The following is a 22409-nucleotide window of genomic DNA, read 5'->3' on the forward strand; positions in this document are numbered from 1 at the left end:
CCCTGGGTTCTTTGCTGACAGGAAGATCCAATCGCGAGCAGGCTCACGCCTACAGAGGAATGCATTCCAACTGTAGTAGTGGGCCTGCTCGCGATGCTTTTGGGGCCGGCGTGCACCACCTTAATGCACGTTGAACCGCAACCGGGCACAACCTGAAGCTCAAATCACAAGTAAAAAACGCTGAAAAATCTCAACATCAAAAACACGAAAGCCCCGAATTCCGGGGCTTTCGTGTTTCTCATACGCTTTTTTGTTTCAACGAATTAAAACCTGGCACGCCCCCTGCAATACCTCTCACAGGTGATTCGATTCACCCACCCTTTCGGGGACCTTGGTACAGGCAGGCCGGGGAATCCCCTCTTTACATCGGGCTCATACCGCAACGCGACGAGCCCACCGTTTTGGGATCCTTGGTACAGGCAGGCCGGGGGTTCCCTCTTTACACCGGATCGCCGCTGCAAGCGAGGTCCACCCCGTTTTGGGAACCCTGATACAGGCAGGTCAGGGATTCCCGCTTTTACATCGCAACGCCTCCCGACCTCACTCGAACCGCGGCCGCTTGGGCACATGATGTGGGGGCTGGTTTTGCCACGTAGGGTCAAACCTCGTTATTTCCTCTTCCAGCCTTTCCAGCATTCTTCCGGGGCTGGGTTCAGTCGCCGCAATATCCAGCAAACTTCCTCGCTCACCAAGGCTAGCCTTTTGGAAGCTTTCAATAAACGACCAGACCCGGCGCTGCAAAAGCAGGCGCTCAACCTGAAATTCCGGCGTGCGAACCAGGTTTCTGATTTGTTCGATCATCGTCGAGTTCGCTTGCATGACAAATGAATCCCACAGGGCAACTTTTCCAGCGCTTTGCGTCTGGGGAACCTGATGCATCCAATGATCGATCCCCAGATCAGCCTGGATTTGTCCCAGCCAGATATCGGTGCCTGTCTGCCGACGCGCAGCTAGCAGTCGCCGCAAAGAAGCGGGGGCGGTAATGGGGCTGCCACTCAGGTCAAAACCTTTTCTCAGCTCAACGGTTTCGGGTATCGATTTGATCCAGGTATAGGACAGATCCAAACGTGTCCTGGGAATCTCGGATGTGACGCCGTCCGGGAAGCCTCTTATAGGAGTACTGCTGAGATCGACCTCCCGCAACGCTGTCATTCCCTGCAGTGAGGGCGCCGCAGCAAGCCGGCTTTCCGATAAATTCAGTACCTCAAGTCGCGACGGACCGCCAGGCAGACCAAGCCCGAGCGGCGGCGAGGATATGTAAGTATTGGCAAGATTCAATTCTCGCAACCCGGACATGTGGCTCACATCAGGCGCATCTGTCAGTTCAGGATTATGGTACAGGTCAAGCACCTGTAGCCGTGACGCCGCGGGCATATCACCCAGGCCGACAGGCGGACTGAGTAAACCACAGGAGCGTGCGCGCAAGACTCGCAATTCGGTCATACCGCGCACCGAAAGACTCGGCCAGAGACTGCAGTGCGTCAGGCTCAACTCGTGCAAACGGGTCAGTCGCGTGAAATGTTCAAGATTGATCGACGGCAACCAGAGTGTGGATTCCTGCATCGCCAGGACTTTCAACGCCGGGAGTTTATCGATTTCAGCTAGCAGTTCATTGCTCTTGCCCCTGAATCTCCGTACTTCGAGGGATTCAATATGGGAGAGCATCGAGAATAAATCTCCCAGACTTCGCGAGGGACTTCCCTCCAGGCCAAGAGAGACTACGGATCTGAGTGGAATCGAAAAACCTGGTAGCGCCAGATTTCCTCGACCACCCAGGTCGAGTTCAAGCTTGAAACCGAGCAGCCGCCCGTCACGGTAAACTTTTTCAGAGTTCTCTCCCTGCCACTTGAACAACCGGCGCATCTTGCCACCTATGGCCAGTCGGCGACTGCGCTCTGCACTGTCCTTGCCTTTATAGGCCGTCTCCCAGGCAGTGATTTCACGGTTCAATTGAGGAAACTCAAGCTGAAGCCGCTTGAGTTCCACTTCTGCCACGTCCGCTTCACCAAATCGCGCAATGAAATCATCGGCATGTTGATCCGTCGCGTCAGCAAAATAGCGTTTGACCTGCGCCCGCGTGGTCGCAACAAGGATCGGTGGTTGCCCCCCTGAGGCTCCCGCACCGGTGAGCCAGGGGCGATGAAAGTTGAACGGGTTGGCGGTTGCCGATGCACCGGCACCGCCGTCCATCCCACCGCGCAAACCTGTGAGAATGGCAACCCAGGTGTTCTGCTCGCTCCGGGTGATCGCCCGGGTTTCGCCGCCAAGGCTGGCGCGGTAAAGGTTCGCGCTGTCAGTAGCGACGGGATCCTTGGGATTGACCAGGCGCCAAACCTTGTATTCCGGGCGGGACGCATCAAGATCCTGCATCACCTGATACGCCTGTTCATGGATAACCACATAGAGCTTGCCAGCGTGACGTATCACGCCATCGCTGCCTGGTTCTGCGCCGCTGACATCCAGCCCGGTACGAAAGGTTTCCAGACTTGCGGCGGTCAGGGGACTGGTGCGTGTGCTGAAGTCGCTGTGCGGATGCCAGATGCCGCTCTCGATGTCGTGCAACATCCATGGGCCGGAGGGGAGTAACTCGTTGGGAAGTCGAGCGCGATACCATCCCGTGTCCGGATCCACCCCGACGAGAACAAGGCCACTGTCAGGTACATCCACATAACGGCGATTTTTGTGCATTCTGAAGCCTTCGCCATCAGCGTCAGGCAGCACGGTCGCTGACGTTATCCGGTATGTCCTCAGCGACCGGTCTATGACGGGAGGGATTGCAGCAGGGAGCAGTGCCGGACGAACATCGATCACCGGCGCCGGCAGGATCGTATCCGGGCCTGCATCGCCGCCAGGTGAGCTGCTGCGCAGTCTCGGATCATCGAGGCGAACCCAAGAGGCCGTGCCATCGCGGACGGGATTGTCCGTCTGTGTGACTTCTTTGTCCGAACTTCGATTCGGGAGCGTTTGAACATCCGTATCCAAGCGGATGCTGCCACCGCGAGGTGGTTTTACTGGCATATTTTCATCCTTGAAAAGTCGGCGCTGTCGTGGTGCAACAGACGCTGGGTGTCGGCATCCTGCCGATTGAAGGGGCGAACGATAGCGTGCGCAGGACTTGGGTGAAGATCGGAAAGGTGGATAGGTTCTGTGGGAAAGAACGCTAAAGCGCGTCGGAGCGGACAGCTGTAAACGTAACGCCCAGCTAGCGCTCGCGCAGACGGATTTCCAGCCGCCAACGCTCGTCGACCTTGCTGCCGGCCCAGTCCCCCTGCAGCGGCCGCGCTGCGAGCACCGTCAACAACAACCCACCGTCACTCGCTCGCGTACGCCAGTTCACGTCTTTGCCGTTGAGCTTGAGCTGGCCCTTCTGCGCCCGACCTTCGGCCTGAAACAGCAGCGCCAGCGTGCCATCGATGATCTCACCGTGCAGCTTCGGTTCGTTGTTGAACCAGAGCACCAGCCCGCTTTCGCTGACCTCGACCCCCTGCAACACACTCGGATCCGGCGTGGTCAGGCGGCCGATCATCAAGCCAATCATCAGTCCGACAATCGCCAGCGAACCGATCACGCGCGGGAATAGTTTCGAACGGTTGTCCACAGGCGGCGTAGAATGCCGCTCATCTTTACCTTCGGAGCCGTGCATGTTTCACGTCATCCTTTTTCAACCAGAAATTCCGCCGAATACCGGCAACGTTATCAGGCTGTGCGCCAACAGCGGCTGCCACCTGCATTTGATCGAACCGCTGGGCTTCGAGATGGACGACAAGCGCCTGCGCCGCGCCGGTCTCGACTACCACGAATATGCCACGCTGCAACGTCACGCGGACCTGGCCAGCTGCCTGGAAAGCCTGGGCAACCCACGACTGTTTGCGTTCACCACCAAAGGCTCGCGACCATTTCATGATGCCGCGTTTGTTCCTGGCGATGCGTTCATCTTCGGCCCGGAAAGCCGTGGCCTGCCGCCGGAAGTGCTCGACGCTCTGCCATCGGAACAACGCCTGCGCCTGCCGATGCGCGAGGGCTGTCGCAGCCTGAACCTGTCCAACACCGTAGCGGTGGCCGTGTACGAAGCCTGGCGCCAGAACGACTTCAAGTAACACCGCAAAACAAATGTGGGAGCGAGCCTGCTCGCGAAAGCGGTGTATCAGTCGACAAAACTGTCATCTGACACGCCCTCTTCGCGAGCAGGCTCGCTCCCACATGGGGTGTTGCTGAACCGTCTTATTGAACGGTTGGCGTCTCGCCGCTTTCCTGCATGCGCTGCAGCTCTTGCGCGTACAGAGCATCGAAGTTCACCGGAGCCAGCATCAGTGCCGGGAACGAACCACGGGTCACCAGGCTGTCCAGGGTTTCGCGCGCGTACGGGAACAGGATGTTCGGGCAGAACGCACCCAGGGTGTGGCTCATCGAAGCCGCGTCCAGGTTCTTGATCAGGAAGATACCGGCCTGTTGCACTTCAGCGATGAACGCAACTTCTTCACCGTTTTTCACGGTGACGGACAGGGTCAGCACGACTTCGTAGAAATCACCTTCCAGTGCTTTCTGGCGAGTGTTCAGATCCAGAGCGACCGCCGGATCCCACTGCTGGCGGAAGATCGCCGGGCTTTTCGGGGCTTCAAAGGACAGGTCGCGTACGTAGATGCGCTGCAAGGAGAATTGCGGTGCGGTTTCTTCTTCGCTGGCTGCAGTGTTCTGTTGGTCAGTCATCTCAGATCCTTATCGATCTTGGGTCTTTTAGGGAGTGCTGTACGTGGGTGCAGCCGTTCAGGCCTTGAGCAGCGCGTCGAGCTTGCCGGCGCGCTCCAGGGCATACAAATCGTCACAACCGCCGATGTGCTTGTCGCCGATCCAGATCTGCGGCACGGACGTACGCCCGGCCTTCTGGCTCATGGCAGCACGAATCTGCGGCTTGCCATCGACCTTGATCTCTTCGAAGGCCACGCCTTTGTTCACGAGCAACTGCTTGGCTCGCACGCAATAAGGGCAGTAATCGCTGGAGTAGACGATGACTTCGCTCATCTCACTTCACCAGCGGCAGGTTGTCGCCTTTCCAGCTGGAGATCCCGCCGGACAGCTTGGCGGCGGTGAAGCCGGATTTCATCAGCTCGCGGGCGTGGGTGCCGGCGGTCTGGCCCAGGGCGTCGACCAGGATGATGGTCTTGGCCTTGTGTTTCTCCAGCTCTGCGACGCGCGCAGCCAGTTTGTCCTGGGGAATGTTCACCGCGCCAACGATGTGGCCAGCAGCGAAATCCTTGGCCGGACGGATGTCCACCACCACGCCTGCATCTTTATTGACCAGTGCGGTCAGCTCGCCGGTGCTCAGGCTTTTACCGCCGCCCTGCATCGTGTGCGCCAGCAGCAGAGCCAGCAGTACGACGAAGATACCGACAAGAATGTAGTGGTTAGTGGCAAATTCAATCAGGTGAGCAACCATCGAAGGAGGTTCCAGGGCGTTAAAATGTCGGCCAGTATACACAGCCACTATGGTCGGCCAAACCCCGTCCGGCGGTGACGCGGTCGGAACTTAGCTTTAAACTCCAACTCCCTTTTCCATCGCCCTCTTCTTTATTAGCCACGAGTGGATTCCATGACTACCACGCCTAAACCTTTGGTCCTGATGATTCTCGACGGCTTCGGTCACAGCGACAGCCCCGAATCCAATGCCGTTTTTGCGGCGAAGAAGCCTGTTCTCGATCGCTTGTGGGCCACCGTGCCGAACGGCTTGATCTCGGGCAGCGGCATGGACGTCGGCCTGCCGGACGGCCAGATGGGCAACTCCGAAGTCGGCCACATGAACCTAGGCGCCGGCCGCGTGGTGTATCAGGACTTCACCCGCGTGACCAAAGCGATCCGCGACGGCGAGTTCTTCGAGAACCCGACGATCTGCGCCGCTGTGGATAAAGCCGTGGCTGCCGGTAAAGCCGTGCACTTCATGGGCCTGCTGTCGGATGGCGGCGTGCACAGCCACCAGGACCACCTGATCGCCATGGCCGAACTGGCCTTCAAGCGCGGCGCCGAAAAAATCTACCTGCACGCTTTCCTCGATGGCCGTGACACGCCGCCAAAAAGCGCTGCGTCGTCGATCGAGCTGCTCGATGCGACGTTCCAGGCACTCGGCAAAGGCCGCATCGCCAGCATCATCGGCCGCTACTTCGCCATGGACCGTGACAACCGCTGGGATCGTGTCGCTCAGGCGTACAACCTGATCGTCGACGGCAACAGCGAATTCCACGCCGCCTCGGCCCAGGAAGGCCTGGAAGCTGCTTATGCGCGTGGTGAGAGCGACGAATTCGTCAAAGCCACGACCATCGGTGAGCCGGTAAAAGTCGAAGACGGCGACGCCGTGGTGTTCATGAACTTCCGCGCCGACCGTGCCCGCGAACTGACTCGCGTGTTCGTCGAAGACGATTTCAAGGACTTCGAACGCGCACGCCAGCCAAAACTGGCCGGTTTCGTCATGTTGACCCAATACGCAGCGAGCATTCCTGCACCGTCGGCGTTCGCCCCGGGCAGCCTGGAAAACGTCCTCGGCGATTACCTGGCGAAGAACGGCAAAACCCAACTGCGCATCGCTGAAACCGAGAAATACGCACACGTGACCTTCTTCTTCTCCGGTGGTCGTGAAGAACCGTTCCCCGGCGAAGAGCGCATCCTGATTCCGTCGCCGAAAGTAGCTACCTACGATCTGCAGCCGGAAATGAGCGCCCCCGAGGTCACCGACCGCATCGTCGACGCCATCGAAAACCAGCGTTACGACGTGATCGTGGTCAACTACGCCAACGGCGACATGGTCGGCCACAGCGGCGTGTTCGACGCTGCAGTGAAGGCTGTGGAATGCCTCGACACCTGCGTCGGTCGCATCGTCGAGGCGCTGGAGAAGGTTGGCGGCGAAGCACTGATCACCGCCGACCACGGCAACGTCGAGCAAATGGCCGACGAATCCACTGGTCAGGCGCACACCGCTCACACCACCGAGCCGGTGCCGTTCATTTATGTCGGCAAGCGTGACCTCAAGGTCCGCGAAGGCGGCGTACTGGCGGACGTGGCACCGACCATGCTGAAGCTGCTGGGTCTGGAAAAACCGAAGGAAATGACCGGCACTTCGATTCTGGTCTGACCCGAATAACCGAAACACCGCAATACCTGTGGGAGCTGGCCTGCCAGCGATAGCAATCTGACAGCCAACGACTATGTTGAATGTGCAGACGCCATCGCTGGCAGGCCTGCTCCCACAGTGGTTTATGGTGGTTTCAGAGATTATTTTTAGCTGTATCTTCAGCCAGTTATCACACAGTCCCAATTGGGCGTTTTTTTTGCAGCCTCGGGCGGGCATACTAGGCCGTCCCTTACCCTGGTGCCGCCCGCCCCTATGCTTCGCGTCCTGATCGCCCTTGCTCTGACCTGCCTGCTCCAACCGGCTTTCGCTGACGAGCGCACGCAAACCCAACAACAGTTGGACGCCACGCGTCAGGACATTGCCGAGCTGAAAAAGCTGCTGAGCAAGGTCCAGGAAGAGAAGTCCGGCGTACAGAAGGAGCTCAAGGGCACTGAAACCGAGCTGGGCAAGTTGCAGAAGCAGGTCGATGCGCTGCAGAAAGAGCTGCAGAAAAGCGAATCCGAGCTGCAGCGGCTCGATGCAGAGAAAAAAAAACTCCAGAGCGCGCGCACTGAACAGCAGCGACTGATCGCCATTCAGGCCCGCGCGGCCTATCAGAACGGTCGGCAGGAATACCTCAAGCTGCTGCTCAACCAGCAGAATCCCGAGAAATTCGCCCGCACCCTCACCTATTACGATTACCTGAGCCAGGCCCGCCTGGAACAGCTGAAGAACTTCAACGAAACCCTGCGCCAACTGGCCAATGTCGAAAAAGACATTGCCGCCCAGCAGGCGCAATTGCTGGTGCAGAAAAGCAGCCTCGATACCCAGCGCGACGAACTGGAAAATGTCCGCAAGGAACGCCAGCAGGTGCTCGCCAAGCTTAACGATGACGTGAAGGCCCGCGACCAGAAACTCGCCGCTCGCGAGCAAGATCAGGCAGACCTGTCTAAAGTCCTTAAAACCATTGAAGAAACCCTGGCCCGCCAGGCCCGTGAGGCAGAAGAAGCGCGGCAGAAAGCGCTGATCGCCCAGCAGGAAGCGGAAAAAAAGCGCTTGCGTGAGGCGCAGGCTGAAAACAGCGACGCCCCACGAAAACCCGCCAGATCCACTCCCGGCGCGCTGGTCTCCAGCAGCGGCGAGACCTTCGGTGGTCCTTTTGCTGCAACCCGGGGAAAACTTCCGTGGCCGGTTGATGGTCGACTATTGGCACGCTTCGGCGAATCCCGTGGCGACGACGCCCGCACCAAGTGGGACGGCGTGATGATCAGCGCCTCAGCCGGCAGCCAGGTGCATGCCGTACACGGTGGTCGCGTGGTGTTCGCCGACTGGCTGCGCGGTGCCGGGCTGCTGGTGATCCTCGATCACGGCAACGGCTTTTTGAGTCTTTACGGTCACAACCAGACGCTGCTCAAGTCGGCCGGTGACGTGGTAAAAGCCGGTGAGTCCATCTCCACTGTCGGTAACAGTGGCGGCCAGGACACACCTGCGCTGTATTTCGCAATTCGTCAGCAGGGTCACCCGAGTGACCCGGCGCAATGGTGCCGCGCGCAAGGATAGGCGTTGAGTCACCAACATTAGGAGTTCGTTCGACATGCTGCATTTGTCCCGTCTTACCTCGCTGGCCCTGACGATCGCTCTGGTGATCGGCGCGCCTCTGGCGTTCGCCGCTCAACCGGCTCCGGCTGTCGCTCCGGCAGGCACTGCCGCAACTTCCAAGGCGCCGCTGCCGCTGGAAGAGTTGCGCACCTTTGCCGAGGTCATGGACCGGATCAAAGCCGCTTACGTCGAACCGGTGGACGACAAGACTCTGCTGGAAAACGCGATCAAGGGCATGCTCAGCAACCTCGATCCGCACTCGGCTTATCTTGGCCCTGAAGATTTCACCGAGCTGCAGGAAAGCACCAGCGGTGAGTTCGGCGGCCTGGGCATCGAAGTCGGCGCCGAAGACGGTTTCATCAAAGTCGTCTCGCCAATCGATGACACCCCGGCGTCGAAGGCCGGCATCCAGGCTGGTGACTTCATCGTCAAGATCAACGGCCAGCCGACCCGCGGCCAGACCATGACCGAAGCCGTGGACAAAATGCGCGGCAAGATCGGCCAGAAAATCACCCTGACCCTGGTACGCGACGGCGGCACCCCGTTCGACGTGACCCTTGCACGTGCAGTGATCCAGGTGAAGAGCGTCAAGGCGCAGCTGCTGGAAACCGGCTATGCGTACATCCGTATCACCCAGTTCCAGGTCAAGACCGGCGAAGAGGTCTCCAAGGCCCTGGCCAAGCTGCGCAAGGACAACGGCAAGAAGCTTAACGGCATCATTCTCGACCTGCGTAACAACCCGGGCGGCGTGTTGCAGGCAGCGGTGGAAGTGGTCGACCACTTCATCACCAAAGGCCTGATCGTCTACACCAAAGGCCGCATCGCCAACTCCGAACTGCGCTTCTCTGCCACCGGTAAAGACGAAAGCGAAGCGGTGCCAATGGTCGTGCTGATCAACGGTGGCAGCGCCTCGGCGTCGGAAATCGTCGCCGGTGCCCTGCAGGATCAGAAACGCGCGGTGGTCATGGGCACCACCAGTTTCGGCAAGGGCTCGGTGCAAACCGTGTTGCCGCTGAACAATGACCGCGCACTGAAGATCACCACAGCGCTGTACTTCACGCCGAACGGCCGCTCGATTCAGGCGCAGGGCATCGTGCCGGACATCGAAGTGCGCAAGGCCAAGATCACCAACGAGGCCGATGGCGATTACTTCAAGGAAGCCGACCTGCAAGGTCACCTGGGCAACGGCAACGGCGGCGCAGACAAGCCGACCGGCTCCGGCAGCAAGGCCAAGGCGATGCCGCAGGATGACGATTACCAATTGGCCCAGGCCCTGAGCCTGCTCAAAGGGCTGAGCATCACGTCCGGCCGTTGAGGATGTCGCTGCGTTTCGTCTTCGTTCTGTTGTGCTGTCTGGCGGGTGCTGCTCACGCAGAGCCCGCCAGCCCAAAGCCACACAAAGCTTACCTGACACTGATCATCGATGACCTGGGGCAGAACCTGCCCCGGGATCGCCGCGTGCTGGCCCTGCCCGGCCCGGTGACTGCGGCGATCATGCCGGATACTCCCCACGCCACCGAATTTGCCCGCGATGCCCATCGCGCCGGCAAGATCGTCATCCTGCACATGCCGATGGATCCGGCCACCGGGCCGTTCGCATGGCACCCGGAATTGCCGATCGAAGAGCTGGAAAAACGCCTCAACGCTGCGTTCAAAATGGTGCCGTACACCGCCGGTATCAACAATCACATGGGCAGCCGCATGACCGCGCAACCCATCGCGATGGCGTGGTTGATGGGCGAGTTGCAGCGCCGTCACAAATTCTTCGTCGACAGCCGTACGAGCGCGCAGACTGTTGCGGCGCAGCAGGCACAGAAGATTAATCTGGCGAGTGTTTCACGGGATGTGTTTCTGGATGACGAGCGTACCGAGGCAGCCATCTTCACGCAGTTGCAGACGGCGATCAGCCTGGCCCGCAAGCAAGGTTCGGCGGTGATGATCGGCCATCCCTACCCACAAACGCTGGCAGTGCTGGAGCGCGAGTTGCCCAAACTCAAAGCGCAAGGCATCGAGTGGATCGACATCAAACAGATGATCAGCGTGCGCAGCAATCGCGCCATGGCAGGTCATGGCAAAGATGGCGTGTACAGGTAACCGATTGTCACGACTGTAAATACATAGTTACCGCCAGACGCCCACCGAACATCCGGATAGTGAGACCTGCAACAGGTCGCGACTCCCTCGAGTCGCCTTTCGACTATCAGGAATTACCATGACGACTCACGACGCTCCCCCTTCGCCAATCAGCCCAACGGAACCCATTCGACACGATAACCTGCTGATCAACTTCACGACGGAGTTTCTCCGCGTCTGGGACACCCGCGGTTCACGGGCGAAACCGGCCGCCTTCTGGCGCCCCACCCCTGCCGCCGATGTACTCCCCGGCTATTTTCCATTGGGCGACGTCGCCAGTGATGACCATAGCAACATCACCGGCAGGCACGTGGTAGCGGTGGTTTGCGAGGCACCGTCGCCCAGCACCGATTCCAGCAGAGGCAAAGCGCTGCGCCCGCCCGCAGACTACGAACTGATCTGGAAAAGCGCCGGATCAGGCTCGCACAGGGAGGGGGCGATCTGGCGCCCCGTTCCTCCCGAAGGTTACGTCGCACTGGGATCGGTATGCTCCGACGGCTATGAGAAACCGTCATTCAACGCCGTTCGCTGTGTCCGCGCCGACCTTGTCAGCGGCTCGGGCCTCAGCGAGCCGGTGTGGAACGACAAAGACAGCGGGGCACTACAACGCATCGGCACCTGGAGCGCCATTCCGCCATCTGCTTCATCCAATGAGATTGTTCTGGCACCTGGCACCTTTGTCGGCTGGAACAGTCATTCCAGGCCCGCCAGCTTCCAGGTGTATTCGCTACGGATTCAGATCCCGCTGCAATTCAATCCCCGACCCGCCGCGCCTGTCCTTGAAGGTGCGTCACCCGCCTCTTTGCCAGTGCTTGAGAAATCCACGCATACCGCCAGACTTCCGTGGTTCGCGGTAAAAGATCCGCTCCTGTCCCGACGCGAGCAACTGCGCGAATCACCGTTCTATGTTCTGCAACGCACGGATCAGTATCAACTCGTATGCCATCGTTATAACGGGGAAAACGAAAACCGGTTGATACGCTGGACCGCTCCCCGGGCCCAGAGCCCAGAAGACCTGCGCACATTCAGCAATCTCACCTCGATCGAGTTTGGCGCTCAATGGAAAAGCAGCGTGACCCGGCCCTTCCTGTTTTCGGCGCGCTTGAATAATGATTTTACCCAGTGCGAAGTTCACTCGAATGACTGGCTCAACCGGACGCCGATTGAAATAGCCGCAGCCATGGCCAAAAACAGTTCGCTGGCGGTCTATCTGATGCAAAGTGACTACGCGCTCTTGCGCGCGGACGGTACGCACGTGACCAGCGTCATCAGTTACACCGACGCTAACAGCTTGCACTTCAGCACGTACACGCCACAGGAGCCGGCTGCGCCAGCCTTGTCTGCGGAGGAAGCGCCCGCGCCAGACCCAGTTGAGGCGTCTGTCACAGCTAACGAAATCCCAGCGGCGCCAGTGCAGACAGAGTTACCGACGACTACAAATAACGCCCCATGATCTCTTCAATGACACCGTCCTTGCGCATCTGCTCCAGCGCAGCCTGAAGCTTGGCGACGACTTCGTCGGAAACGTCTTTGTTCAGTGCCAGATACAACTCGGCGCTGTTGAAGCGCAGCACGGTCTTGAGCCCTGTCACACCATCCTGCCGCGCCAGATAACGCCCGGCAGGATCCCCCGTCGCCCACAGGTCGATTTGACCGTTGACCAACTTCTTCGCATTGTCCTGATCGCGCAGCACGACCACTGGCTTCAAACCTTGCTTGGTCAGCGTCTCGGCAATGGCATCGCCCTTGTAGGCGCCGATCTTGTACTTGCGCGCGTCATTGAGGGTTTCGAGGGTGATCTTGCTGTCAGCCTTGGCCAACATGATCCAGTCGTCCGGACCGATCGGCCCGACCCATTTGAAAAGCTTCTCGCGATCCGGCAGACGTGCCATCACAAAGGCCCCGTAACCGGGATTTTCCAGCGCCAGCTTGTATACGCGCTCCCAGGGAAAACGCAGGGTCAGGCTGTAAGTAAGGCCGGAGCGCCGGAACATCTCACGCACGATGTCGGTGGCGATACCGTTGATGTTCTCGCCCTGGGCGAAATTCTTGCCATTCTTCGCCATGTTGTACGGCGGGAAGTTTTCGGTAAGGAGCACCAGATCGGTGTCGGGACTGTCCTCGGCACGGGCCGTGTTGACCAGCAACAAAGAAGCACTGGCGAGAACAAGAAGCAGGCGTTTGATCATGTCGGGCTACCGGAATCCATGGCGTGCCCAAGAGTGCCTTGGGTGCGCCATGGTGTCCACTGGCCTGTATGGAATTTGACGCTTAACGCATCACTATGCCGCGTTTGGCCATGTAGGCCTTGGCTTCCTGCACGGTGTATTCGCCGAAGTGGAAAATACTCGCCGCCAGTACCGCGCTGGCGTGGCCTTCGAGGATGCCGTCGGCCAGATGCTGCAGATTGCCGACGCCACCGGAGGCGATCACCGGAATACCCAGCGCATCGCTGATCGCGCGGGTGACGCCGAGGTCGAAACCGTTTTTCATGCCGTCCTGATCCATGCTGGTCAGCAGGATCTCGCCGGCACCGAGGCCTTCCATCTTCTTCGCCCACTCGACCGCGTCGAGGCCGGTTGGCTTGCGCCCGCCGTGGGTGAAAATTTCCCAGCGCGGGGTTTCGCCCGGGCCGGAGACCTTCTTCGCGTCAATGGCGACAACGATGCACTGCGAGCCGAAATGCTGCGCAGCTTCACCGACGAATTCCGGGTTGAACACCGCTGCGGTATTGATCGAGACCTTGTCCGCACCGGCATTCAGCAGGTTGCGGATGTCCTGCACGGTCCGTACGCCACCGCCCACGGTCAGGGGAATGAACACCTGGCTGGCCATGCGCTCGACAGTATGCAGCGTGGTGTCGCGGCCATCGACGCTGGCGGTGATGTCGAGAAAAGTAATCTCGTCGGCACCCTGCTCGTCGTAACGACGGGCGATTTCCACCGGATCACCGGCGTCGCGAATGTTTTCGAACTTCACACCTTTGACGACCCGGCCGTTGTCCACGTCCAGGCAAGGGATGATGCGTTTGGCCAGCGCCATGGTCAGTCCTCAGCCTTGGTACGAATCGCAGAAAGCTTGCGCTTCGGCGACGTCGAGGGTGCCTTCGTAAATCGCCCGGCCGGTGATGGCGCCGATGATGCCTGGCGCTTTGGCGTCGAGCAGCGACTTGATGTCACCCAGATTGTGGATGCCGCCGGAAGCGATCACCGGGATCTTTGTGGCAGCGGCGAGCGCAGCGGTGAACGGTACGTTGCAGCCCTGCATCATGCCGTCTTTGGCGATGTCGGTATAAACGATCGAGGACACGCCGTCGGCTTCAAACTGCTTGGCCAGATCGATGACCTGCACAGTGCTGATTTCAGCCCAGCCGTCGGTGGCGACGAAACCGTCCTTGGCATCCAGCCCGACAATGATCTTGCCCGGGAACGCACGGCAGGCTTCAGCAACGAACGCCGGATCTTTAACGGCTTTGGTGCCGATGATCACGTAGCTCACGCCGGCCTTGACGTAGTGCTCGATGGTTTCCAGCGATCGGATGCCGCCGCCGATCTGGATTGGCAGGGTCGGGTAGCGCTTGGCGATCGCGGTAACCACTTCGCCGTTGACCGGCTGGCCTTCGAATGCGCCGTTCAGATCGACCAGATGCAGACGGCGGCAACCGCCCTCCACCCACTTGGCAGCCATGCTCACCGGGTCATCGGAGAACACCGTGGAATCTTCCATGCGGCCCTGGCGCAGACGTACGCAGGCACCGTCTTTAAGATCGATAGCGGGAATAATCAGCATCTGGCAAACCTTCAAATTTGAATGTTCAGCTTGGCTCGGAAATCAGTTTTTCTCGAGCGCCCACAGGTCGCTTTCGATGCTTTCAAACCGCTCTTTGAGGTGGGTCTGCACATCGAAAATCGCCCTGTTGTAATAGTGCGGAGCAATTTCGCGGGTAAACAGCTCAAGAATTTCCGCCGCTTCGAACGATCCGAGGTCGAGTTCGAAACGATCCTCCATGAAGCGTTTGATCTTGTGATTGGCCTCACTCTCCTGTTCGGGAGTGAGGGTCAGGATCGGCGGTTTCTTTTTGACGGCCATTTACCAGCGACCGTCCCAAGCGGCGAAGTTCTGCAGCAATTGCAGGCCATGGGTATGGCTCTTCTCCGGGTGGAACTGCACGGCGAAACGCGAGCCATCGGCCAACGCTGCAGCAAAATCGACACCGTAGTGACCGCCACCCACCACTTGCCGCGCATTGGCGGCAGCAATGTAGTAGCTGTGCACGAAGTAGAAACGCGCCATGTCCGGAATGTCATGCCACAGCGGGTGGCTGACCTTCTGCTTCACTTCGTTCCAGCCCATGTGCGGGACTTTCAAGTGTTCGCCGTCTTCATGCAGGTCTTTGCCGAAGAACTTCACCGCGCCCGGGAACAGGCCGATGCAGTCGACACCGTCGTTCTCTTCGCTGGTATCGAGCAAGGCCTGCATGCCGACACAAATGCCGAGGAACGGACGATCCTGGCTGACTTCACGCACCAGTGAATCGAAGCCGAGGCGACGGATCTCCGCCATGCAATCGCGAATCGCGCCAACACCGGGGAACACCACGCGGTCAGCTTCGCGAATCACCGCCGCATCACTGGTGATCAGCACTTTACCGGCGCCGACGTGCTCGAGGGCCTTGGCCACCGAGTGCAGGTTGCCCATGCCGTAGTCGATAACTGCAACCGTCTGCATTAGAGAACGCCTTTGGTCGATGGCATTTGCCCGGCCATGCGCTCATCCAGCTCGACGGCCATGCGCAGCGCGCGGCCGAAAGCCTTGAACACGGTTTCGATCTGGTGGTGGGTGTTGGTGCCACGCAGGTTGTCGATGTGCAGGCTGACCAGTGCGTGGTTGACGAAGCCCTGGAAAAATTCCTGGAACAGATCAACGTCGAAGCCGCCCACGGTGGCGCGGGTGTACGGCACGTGCATCTGCAGGCCCGGACGACCGGAGAAGTCGATCACCACGCGCGACAGCGCTTCATCGAGCGGTACGTAGGCATGGCCGTAGCGACGGATGCCTTTTTTATCGCCAATGGCTTTGGCAAATGCCTGGCCGAGGGTGATACCGACGTCTTCCACCGTATGGTGGTCGTCGATATGCAGATCGCCCTTGCATTCGATATCCAGGTCGATCAACCCGTGACGGGCGATCTGATCCAGCATGTGCTCAAGAAAAGGTACACCGATATCGAATCGGGCCTTTCCGGTGCCATCAAGGTTGATCGAGGCTTTGATCTGGGTTTCCAGAGTGTCGCGCTCGACAGACGCCTTACGTTCGGCCATCACCAGCTCCGCAAAATCATTGGGCGAAAAAGGCAGCCATTATAGGCACGCAGGAAGCAAACAGAAACACGAGAGGTGAGATGGCTGACGGATAGAACGCCCGGCTGTCGCAGGTAGACATGTCCATACAAGCCATTACAGGCACCCCAAAAACAAATGTAGGAGCGAGCCTGCTCGCGAATGCGGTGGGTCAGCCAACATTTATGTCGACTGACACTCCGTCTTCGCGAGCAGGCTCGCTCCCACAGGTTCGGTGTTTATGCAGCTAACACCTTAGTGAAACAATACCGCCGTCTTCTGCAGGGTCACCCACACACCCCACGCCAACGGAATACCTACCACCAGCCACGCAGCGATTGCCAGCGGCTTGCTGCCCGGTGCGGCTTTCCACTCCAGAACGGTGCTGGCGTCAGCACCTTTGTCGTGACCCAGCGCCTGTTCGGCGGCCAGTTCAGCGTCAGTCATGAAGTATTTGTCAGCCACCGGACGGACCATCAGGTTGCACAGGAAGCCCAGCACCAGCAGGCCGGCGAGGATGTACAGGGTGATGTCGTAAGCGGCAGCGCGTTCAACGCCGATGCTCAGCTGATATTCACGCAGGTAGTTCACCAGCACCGGACCGAGCACGCCAGCCGCAGCCCAGGCAGTCAACAGACGACCGTGGATCGCACCGACCATCTGCGTACCGAACAGGTCGGCCAGATACGCCGGAACGGTCGCAAAACCACCGCCGTACATCGACAGGATGATGCAGAACGCCGCCACGAACAGCGCAACGTTACCCAGATGGCCCATGTTCGGAATCAGCGCGTACAGGGCAAAACCCAGAGCGAAGAACACGAAGTAAGTGTTTTTGCGGCCCAGGTAGTCCGAAAACGAAGCCCAGAAAAAGCGGCCACCGATGTTGAACAGGCTCAGCAGACCGGTGAAACCGGCGGCAATCGCGGCGATCGAAGCCAGTTGACCGGCGTCGAGCTGGCCAAACGGCACATCAACACCCAGCAATTTGCCGCCGAACACTTCCTGAAGCAGCGGCGAAGCCATGCCCAGAATGCCGATACCCGCAGATACGTTCAGGCACAGCACCAGCCATACCAGACGGAATTGCGGAGTTTTCCACGCCACATTCACGTGCACGTGACGGTGGGTGATCATCGAGTTCGAGGCTTTCTTCGCCGGAGCGGTCCAGCCTTCAGGCTTCCAGCCGGTTGGCGGAACGCGGTAAGCCAGAGCACCACCGATCATGAACACGAAGTAGATCGCGGCCATGGCCACGAAGCTCTGCCAGACGCCGACACCGGTCGGCGAAGCGAAGTGGCTCATCAGCGCGGTTGCCAGTGGTGCACCGACCATCGCGCCGCCACCGAAGCCCATGATTGCCATGCCAGTGGCCATGCCGCGCTTGTCCGGGAACCACTTGATCAGGGTCGAAACCGGCGAGATATAGCCCAGGCCGAGACCGATACCGCCGATCACGCCGGAGCCGATCCACATCAGCCAGATCTGGTGAGTATAAATACCCAGCGCCGAGATCAGCAGACCGCCGCACCAGCACAGTGCCGAGACAACGCCAGCCTTGCGTGGCCCGGCGTGTTCCAGCCAGCCGCCCCAGATCGCTGCCGAGCAGCCGAGGAAGATGAAGAACAGCGTGTAGATCCAGCCAAGCATCGAGATCGGCCAGTCGCATTGCGACGAGAACACTTGTGCGATGAAGCTCATGTCCGGTGCGCAAGCCACCGGAGCGGTTACGCCTAGCGCCTTGGACAGCGGCAACCAGAACACCGAGAAGCCATAGGCCATGCCGATGCACAGGTGGATGGCCAGAGCGGCCGGTGGGACTAGCCAACGGTTGAAACCGGGCTTGGCGATGATGCGTTCCTTGGACAGGAACGCGGGCTGATCGGCTTTGAGGCCGTCCGCCGTGATGCTCGTGCTCATTGTGTATCCCCCAATTATTAGTATGGTTCGCCAGCCACTGTTCACCCCCGGCCTTTATGCACGCAGGCATGACCGTTTTTTTGGATGAAGCTCCTTGAAGGCGCGACGTTAAGTCGCAGAAGGACGGACGAACGGGCGAAGGTTACCATTTGCACGTGACAGAAAAACCAAACTGATATCACCTTTTTTCTGTCGTCTGATCTCGTATCACTCAGGAAAACGCCATGCCGATCGTCGTACAAGCGCTGAACGCCGCCAATTATCAGGACCAGGAGGATTTGCGGAAGATTTATCGCGACGCGCCGGACGGGCTGTTTGCGCCGTTTTCCGGTGAAAATGATCTGATCGACAGCGCCCTCGCTGAGGGGCGTTTCATTGCCGGACGCTTCAACGACCGCCTGCTTGGCGCCGCGTGCCTGCAGAGGCACCAAGACGTTTGGTACTTGTCCCATTTATGCGTACGAAAAGTTACCCGCCGCCGCGGAGTCGCGGAACGACTGGTGAACCAAGCACAGAAAATGGCGTCGCAAGCGGGGGCTGAACTGCGCCTGCTGGCACCTGCCGGGCATCCTGAAGCCCAGGCAATCGCAGCGAAGTTACACGTCCCGCTGGAGGTACTGGAAACATGACGTCACAGCGAACCGGGCAGTTGCAGCGCTATACTCCCCGGCTAAATTACGAATTCGACTAACTACAAGGACTCGCCCATGAAAGCGTTCGGCAAAATCCTGGGTCTGGTACTTCTTGGATTGTTGCTGATCATTGTGGCGGCAGGTTTTGCCCTGACCCACCTCTTCGATCCCAACGATTACAAAGACGAGATTCGCCAGATAGCCCGCGACAAGGCCCACATCGAGTTGACGCTCAATGGCGACATCGGCTGGAGCCTGTTCCCATGGCTCGGCCTGGAATTGCACGAGGCCAGCGTCGCCACCCTGATCAATCCGACCGAACCGTATGCCGATCTGCAGATGCTCGGCCTGTCCGTGCGCGTGCTGCCGCTGTTGCGCCGCGAAGTGCAAATGAGCGACGTGCGTGTTGAAGGCCTGAATCTGCGCCTCAAACGCGACAAGAACGGCCACGGCAACTGGGAAGACATCGGCAAGGTGCCGCCAGCTGCCGCCCCTGCCGACAGCCCGGCACCTGCCAGCGCAACCACTGCAGAGGCGCCTGCCCAACCGGAAAAACCGCCGCAGCCAATTCGCCTCGACATCGACAGCCTGACCGTCAACAACGCGCGCGTTGAATACAATGACGAGCAGACCGGCAAGCAGTTCAGCGCCGAAAGCATCCAGCTGAGCACGGGGCCGGTACACGATTCGACGAATATTCCGGTGAAGGCCACGGCATTCCTCGGCACCAACCAGCCTGTCCTGCGCGTGCGTACCGAGCTCACTGGCGAGTTGCGCATCGAGCGCGCACTGCAACGCTACAGGTTCGAAGACATGAAGCTGTCCGGCGAACTGGCCGGCGATCCGCTGCAAGGCAAAACCATGACATTCGCAGCTCAGGGCCAGTTATCCCTGGATAAAGCGGCGAACGTCGCCGAATGGACGGGCATCAAGATCTCCGCCAACCAGTTGCGCGCCTTGGGCGAGCTGAAAGCCAACGACCTCGACAAGACTCCACAGATCACCGGCGGCATCTCCATCGCCCAGTTCGATCTGGCGAAATTCGTCGACAGCATTGGCCAGAAACTGCCGGCCATGGCCGAAGGCAGCCTGAGCAAAGTCGAACTGGTCAGCCGCGTGGCAGCCACGCCAACCAGCATCGCGTTCGACAATATCAACCTGAAACTGGACGACAGCAGCTTCAGCGGCCGTATCGCCGTCGAAGATTTCGCCAAGCAGTCGCTGCGGGCGATCCTCAAGGCTGACACGTTCAACGTCGACCGCTACCTGCCACCGAAATCGGCGCAAGCCAACAGCGCCACGCAAGTGCGTCAGGCCGAAGTCGCCAGCACCGAAGCCGATGCGATGGCCGGTGCCGGCTCCACGCCGCTGCCGGACAAACCGAGCAAAACCGCCTGGAGCACCGAGCGTCTGCTGCCGGTTGAACGCCTGGCCAAACTCGACGTGGACGCCGATCTGACCTTCGGCCAGTTGACCCTCGACAAACTGCCGATCCAGAACGCAGCGCTCAAGGCCACCGGCCAGGGCGGCTTGCTGACCCTGAGCAACCTGAGTGGTGAGTTGTACAACGGTGGTTTTGCAGCCAACGGCACCCTCGATGTGCGCCCAAGCGCACCGGTGCTGAATCTGCAGACCAGGCTCAACCGGGTCCCGGTGGAAAAAATCCTCGAAAGCCAAGGCAAGAACCCGCCCGTCAAAGGTCTGGTGACCCTCACCAGCAACGTGACCGGCAGCGGCAACAGCCAGCAGGCGCTGGTCGACACGCTGAACGGCAACGCTAGTTTCGTGATCAACAACGGCGTGCTGCTCAACGCCAACCTTGAACAGCAATTGTGCAAAGGCATCGCCACGCTCAACCGCAAAACCCTCAGCGGCGAGCCACGGGGCAAAGACACGCCGTTCCAGGAACTCAAGGGCAACCTGACCTTCCGTAACGGCATCGCCAGCAACCCGGACCTGAAAGTGCGCATCCCCGGCATGACCGTTAACGGTGATGGCGACATCGATTTGCGCGTACTCGGCATGGATTACCGCGTCGGCATCATCGTCGAAGGCGACACCAGCGCCATGTCGGATCCAGCCTGTCAGGTCGGCGAAAAATTTGTCGGCATCGAGTGGCCACTGCGCTGCCGTGGCCCGCTGGAACTGGGCGCCAAGGCCTGCCGCGTCGACAATGACCGCCTCGGTCAGGTCGCGACCAAAATGGCCGGTGACAAACTCAGTGAAAAGATCGATGAAAAACTGGGCGACAAAGTCAGCCCGGAACTGAAAAACGCATTGAAGGGGCTGTTCAAGCGATGAGAGCGGAGCAGTTTTCCACGGCGGTGCTGGATTGGTTCGACCGCCACGGCCGCCACGATTTACCCTGGCAGCAGGACATCAACCCGTATCGGGTGTGGGTGTCGGAGATCATGTTGCAGCAGACCCAGGTCAGCACCGTGCTCAATTACTTCGACCGTTTCATGGCCGCGCTGCCGACGGTCGAAGCGCTGGCCGAGGCGCCGGAAGACGAAGTGCTGCACCTGTGGACGGGCTTGGGTTACTACACCCGTGCACGCAATCTGCAGAAGACCGCGAAGATCGTCGTCAGCCAGTACGGCGGCGAGTTTCCGCGTGACGTCGAAAAGCTCACCGATCTGCCGGGCATTGGCCTGTCCACTGCTGGCGCCATCGCCAGCATCAGCATGGGCCTGCGCGCGCCGATCCTCGACGGCAACGTCAAACGCGTGCTGGCGCGCTTTACCGCGCAAGAGGGCTACCCCGGCGAGCCGAAGGTCGCCAAACAGCTGTGGGCCACCGCTGAGCGCTTTACGCCGCATGATCGGGTCAACGCCTACACCCAGGCGATGATGGATCTTGGCGCAACACTCTGCACCCGCAGCAAGCCGAGCTGCCTGCTGTGTCCGCTGGAACGTGGCTGCGAAGCGCATATGCTCGGCCTCGAAACCCGCTACCCGATTCCCAAGCCGCGCAAAGCCATCCCGCAGAAGCGCACGATGATGCCGATGCTCGCCAACGGCGAAGGCGCGATTCTGCTTTACCGTCGCCCTTCCAGCGGTTTGTGGGGCGGTCTGTGGAGCCTGCCGGAACTCGACGACCTCGATGACCTGCAACATCTTGCCGATCAGCACTCGCTGACCATGGGCGAGCAGCAGGCGCTGCCGAGCCTCGTGCACACGTTCAGCCACTTCCAGCTGTCCATCGAACCCTGGCTGGTGCAGGTGCAGGAGGCCAGCCATCACGTGGCCGAGGCCGACTGGCTCTGGTATAACCTCGCCACCCCGCCGCGCCTGGGCCTCGCCGCCCCGGTCAAAACCTTGCTCGAACGCGCGGCCGCCGTCTTGAATGCAGGAGAGTCGCCATGACCCGCACCGTAATGTGCCGCAAGTACAAAGAAGAACTGCCCGCGCTGGAACGCGCTCCTTTCCCGGGCGCCAAAGGTCAGGATATTTTTGACCACGTCTCGGCCAAGGCCTGGGCTGACTGGCAGAAACACCAAACCCTGCTGATCAACGAAAAACGTCTGAACATGATGAACGCCGAAGACCGCAAATATCTTCAGGGCGAAATGGACAAGTACTTCTCCGGCGAGGAATACGCCAAGGCCGAAGGCTACGTTCCGCCTGCTGAGTAAACCCGGCAGAATCGGGGGCCGGATCGTAAGCGACGGAATTAATTTAAGAAATTTTA

The 22409-nt window shown here is 59.6% G+C and carries 22 protein-coding genes; 10 read left to right on the forward strand and 12 right to left on the reverse strand.

All coding sequences use genetic code 11. The features are described 5' to 3' along the window. Positions 1-540: 540 nt before the first annotated feature. Both BK670_RS08390 and BK670_RS08395 read right to left on the reverse strand, forming a co-directional pair. Entirely contained in the window at positions 541-3018 is a 2478-nt protein-coding gene (locus BK670_RS08390; protein WP_123449391.1) for a leucine-rich repeat domain-containing protein, read from the reverse strand. Between the two features lie 184 nt (positions 3019-3202). Next, a complete protein-coding gene (locus BK670_RS08395; RefSeq protein ID WP_123449392.1) occupies positions 3203-3643 on the reverse strand; it encodes a hypothetical protein in 441 nt (146 codons plus the stop codon). On the opposite strand from BK670_RS08395, the gene BK670_RS08400 reads away from it, so the two are divergent. After that, positions 3642-4097: a tRNA (cytidine(34)-2'-O)-methyltransferase gene (locus BK670_RS08400; protein WP_123449393.1), complete on the forward strand. Its 456-nt coding sequence runs from the start codon at positions 3642-3644 to the stop codon at positions 4095-4097. The two genes, BK670_RS08395 and BK670_RS08400, sit on opposite strands and share 2 nt — an antisense overlap. 124 nt (positions 4098-4221) lie before the next feature. On the opposite strand, the gene secB is transcribed toward BK670_RS08400, so the two are convergent. The 3 genes from secB to BK670_RS08420 are packed head-to-tail and all read right to left on the reverse strand — an operon-like array spanning position 4222 to position 5434. Then, positions 4222-4707, reverse strand: coding sequence for a protein-export chaperone SecB (gene secB / locus BK670_RS08410; RefSeq protein WP_007909233.1), 486 nt, complete (start codon positions 4705-4707; stop codon positions 4222-4224). 57 nt (positions 4708-4764) lie between these two features. Continuing rightward, complete coding sequence (grxC, locus tag BK670_RS08415) at positions 4765-5019, reverse strand: glutaredoxin 3 (protein ID WP_064585543.1); 255 nt, start codon at positions 5017-5019, stop codon at positions 4765-4767. 1 nt (position 5020) lies between these two features. After that, entirely contained in the window at positions 5021-5434 is a 414-nt protein-coding gene (locus BK670_RS08420) for a rhodanese-like domain-containing protein (protein WP_016986346.1), read from the reverse strand. 153 nt (positions 5435-5587) lie between these two features. Between BK670_RS08420 and gpmI the strand changes: the two genes are divergently transcribed. From gpmI to BK670_RS08445, 5 genes are all read left to right on the forward strand, one after another. Next, positions 5588-7117 (forward strand): 2,3-bisphosphoglycerate-independent phosphoglycerate mutase, encoded by a 1530-nt coding sequence (gene gpmI, locus BK670_RS08425; RefSeq protein ID WP_123449394.1) that lies wholly within the window; start codon positions 5588-5590, stop codon positions 7115-7117. A 252-nt stretch (positions 7118-7369) separates the two neighbouring features. After that, complete coding sequence (locus BK670_RS08430; RefSeq protein ID WP_123449395.1) at positions 7370-8656, forward strand: murein hydrolase activator EnvC family protein; 1287 nt, start codon at positions 7370-7372, stop codon at positions 8654-8656. Positions 8657-8690: 34 nt separating this feature from the next. Continuing rightward, the gene (locus BK670_RS08435; RefSeq protein WP_123449396.1) at positions 8691-10010 is read left to right on the forward strand and encodes a S41 family peptidase; all 1320 of its coding nucleotides are present in this window, start codon (positions 8691-8693) and stop codon (positions 10008-10010) included. A gap of 2 nt (positions 10011-10012) precedes the next feature. Continuing rightward, complete coding sequence (locus tag BK670_RS08440; RefSeq protein ID WP_123449397.1) at positions 10013-10789, forward strand: divergent polysaccharide deacetylase family protein; 777 nt, start codon at positions 10013-10015, stop codon at positions 10787-10789. Positions 10790-10907: 118 nt separating this feature from the next. Further along, entirely contained in the window at positions 10908-12281 is a 1374-nt protein-coding gene (locus tag BK670_RS08445) for a Vps62-related protein (RefSeq protein ID WP_123449398.1), read from the forward strand. Here BK670_RS08445 and BK670_RS08450 read toward each other — a convergent pair. The 7 genes from BK670_RS08450 to BK670_RS08480 all read right to left on the reverse strand — a co-directional run bounded on the left by BK670_RS08450 (position 12262) and on the right by BK670_RS08480 (position 18087). Next, entirely contained in the window at positions 12262-13017 is a 756-nt protein-coding gene (locus BK670_RS08450) for a substrate-binding periplasmic protein (RefSeq protein WP_123449399.1), read from the reverse strand. The genes BK670_RS08445 and BK670_RS08450 overlap by 20 nt on opposite strands. Positions 13018-13099: 82 nt before the next feature. Next, a complete protein-coding gene (gene hisF, locus BK670_RS08455) occupies positions 13100-13870 on the reverse strand; it encodes an imidazole glycerol phosphate synthase subunit HisF (RefSeq protein WP_007909211.1) in 771 nt (256 codons plus the stop codon). A gap of 9 nt (positions 13871-13879) precedes the next feature. After that, positions 13880-14617 (reverse strand): 1-(5-phosphoribosyl)-5-[(5-phosphoribosylamino)methylideneamino]imidazole-4-carboxamide isomerase, encoded by a 738-nt coding sequence (hisA, locus tag BK670_RS08460; protein ID WP_003220753.1) that lies wholly within the window; start codon positions 14615-14617, stop codon positions 13880-13882. Between the two features lie 42 nt (positions 14618-14659). After that, a complete protein-coding gene (locus BK670_RS08465; RefSeq protein WP_008005317.1) occupies positions 14660-14917 on the reverse strand; it encodes a DUF2164 domain-containing protein in 258 nt (85 codons plus the stop codon). Continuing rightward, the gene (hisH, locus tag BK670_RS08470) at positions 14918-15556 is read right to left on the reverse strand and encodes an imidazole glycerol phosphate synthase subunit HisH (protein ID WP_007909206.1); all 639 of its coding nucleotides are present in this window, start codon (positions 15554-15556) and stop codon (positions 14918-14920) included. Beyond that, positions 15556-16149: an imidazoleglycerol-phosphate dehydratase HisB gene (hisB, locus tag BK670_RS08475; RefSeq protein ID WP_007909204.1), complete on the reverse strand. Its 594-nt coding sequence runs from the start codon at positions 16147-16149 to the stop codon at positions 15556-15558. The genes hisH and hisB overlap by 1 nt, the downstream gene beginning before the upstream one ends. 273 nt (positions 16150-16422) lie before the next feature. Next, positions 16423-18087, reverse strand: a complete 1665-nt coding sequence (locus tag BK670_RS08480) for an OFA family MFS transporter (protein WP_123449400.1) — start codon at positions 18085-18087, stop codon at positions 16423-16425. A gap of 224 nt (positions 18088-18311) precedes the next feature. Between BK670_RS08480 and BK670_RS08485 the strand changes: the two genes are divergently transcribed. The 4 genes from BK670_RS08485 (at position 18312) to BK670_RS08500 (ending at position 22353) form a co-directional block, all read left to right on the forward strand. Then, entirely contained in the window at positions 18312-18716 is a 405-nt protein-coding gene (locus tag BK670_RS08485) for an acetyl-CoA sensor PanZ family protein (protein ID WP_123449401.1), read from the forward strand. A gap of 78 nt (positions 18717-18794) precedes the next feature. Then, the gene (locus tag BK670_RS08490) at positions 18795-21020 is read left to right on the forward strand and encodes an AsmA family protein (protein WP_123449402.1); all 2226 of its coding nucleotides are present in this window, start codon (positions 18795-18797) and stop codon (positions 21018-21020) included. After that, a complete protein-coding gene (gene mutY, locus BK670_RS08495) occupies positions 21017-22084 on the forward strand; it encodes an A/G-specific adenine glycosylase (RefSeq protein ID WP_123449403.1) in 1068 nt (355 codons plus the stop codon). Before BK670_RS08490 ends, mutY begins: the two co-directional genes overlap by 4 nt. Beyond that, on the forward strand, positions 22081-22353 hold the full coding sequence (locus BK670_RS08500) for an oxidative damage protection protein (protein WP_016772129.1): 273 nt from the start codon (positions 22081-22083) through the stop codon (positions 22351-22353). The genes mutY and BK670_RS08500 overlap by 4 nt, the downstream gene beginning before the upstream one ends. The last annotated feature ends 56 nt before the right edge of the window (positions 22354-22409 follow it).

The organism is Pseudomonas fluorescens (assembly GCF_003732425.1).
Taxonomy (GTDB): Bacteria; Pseudomonadota; Gammaproteobacteria; order Pseudomonadales; family Pseudomonadaceae; genus Aquipseudomonas; species Aquipseudomonas fluorescens_BE.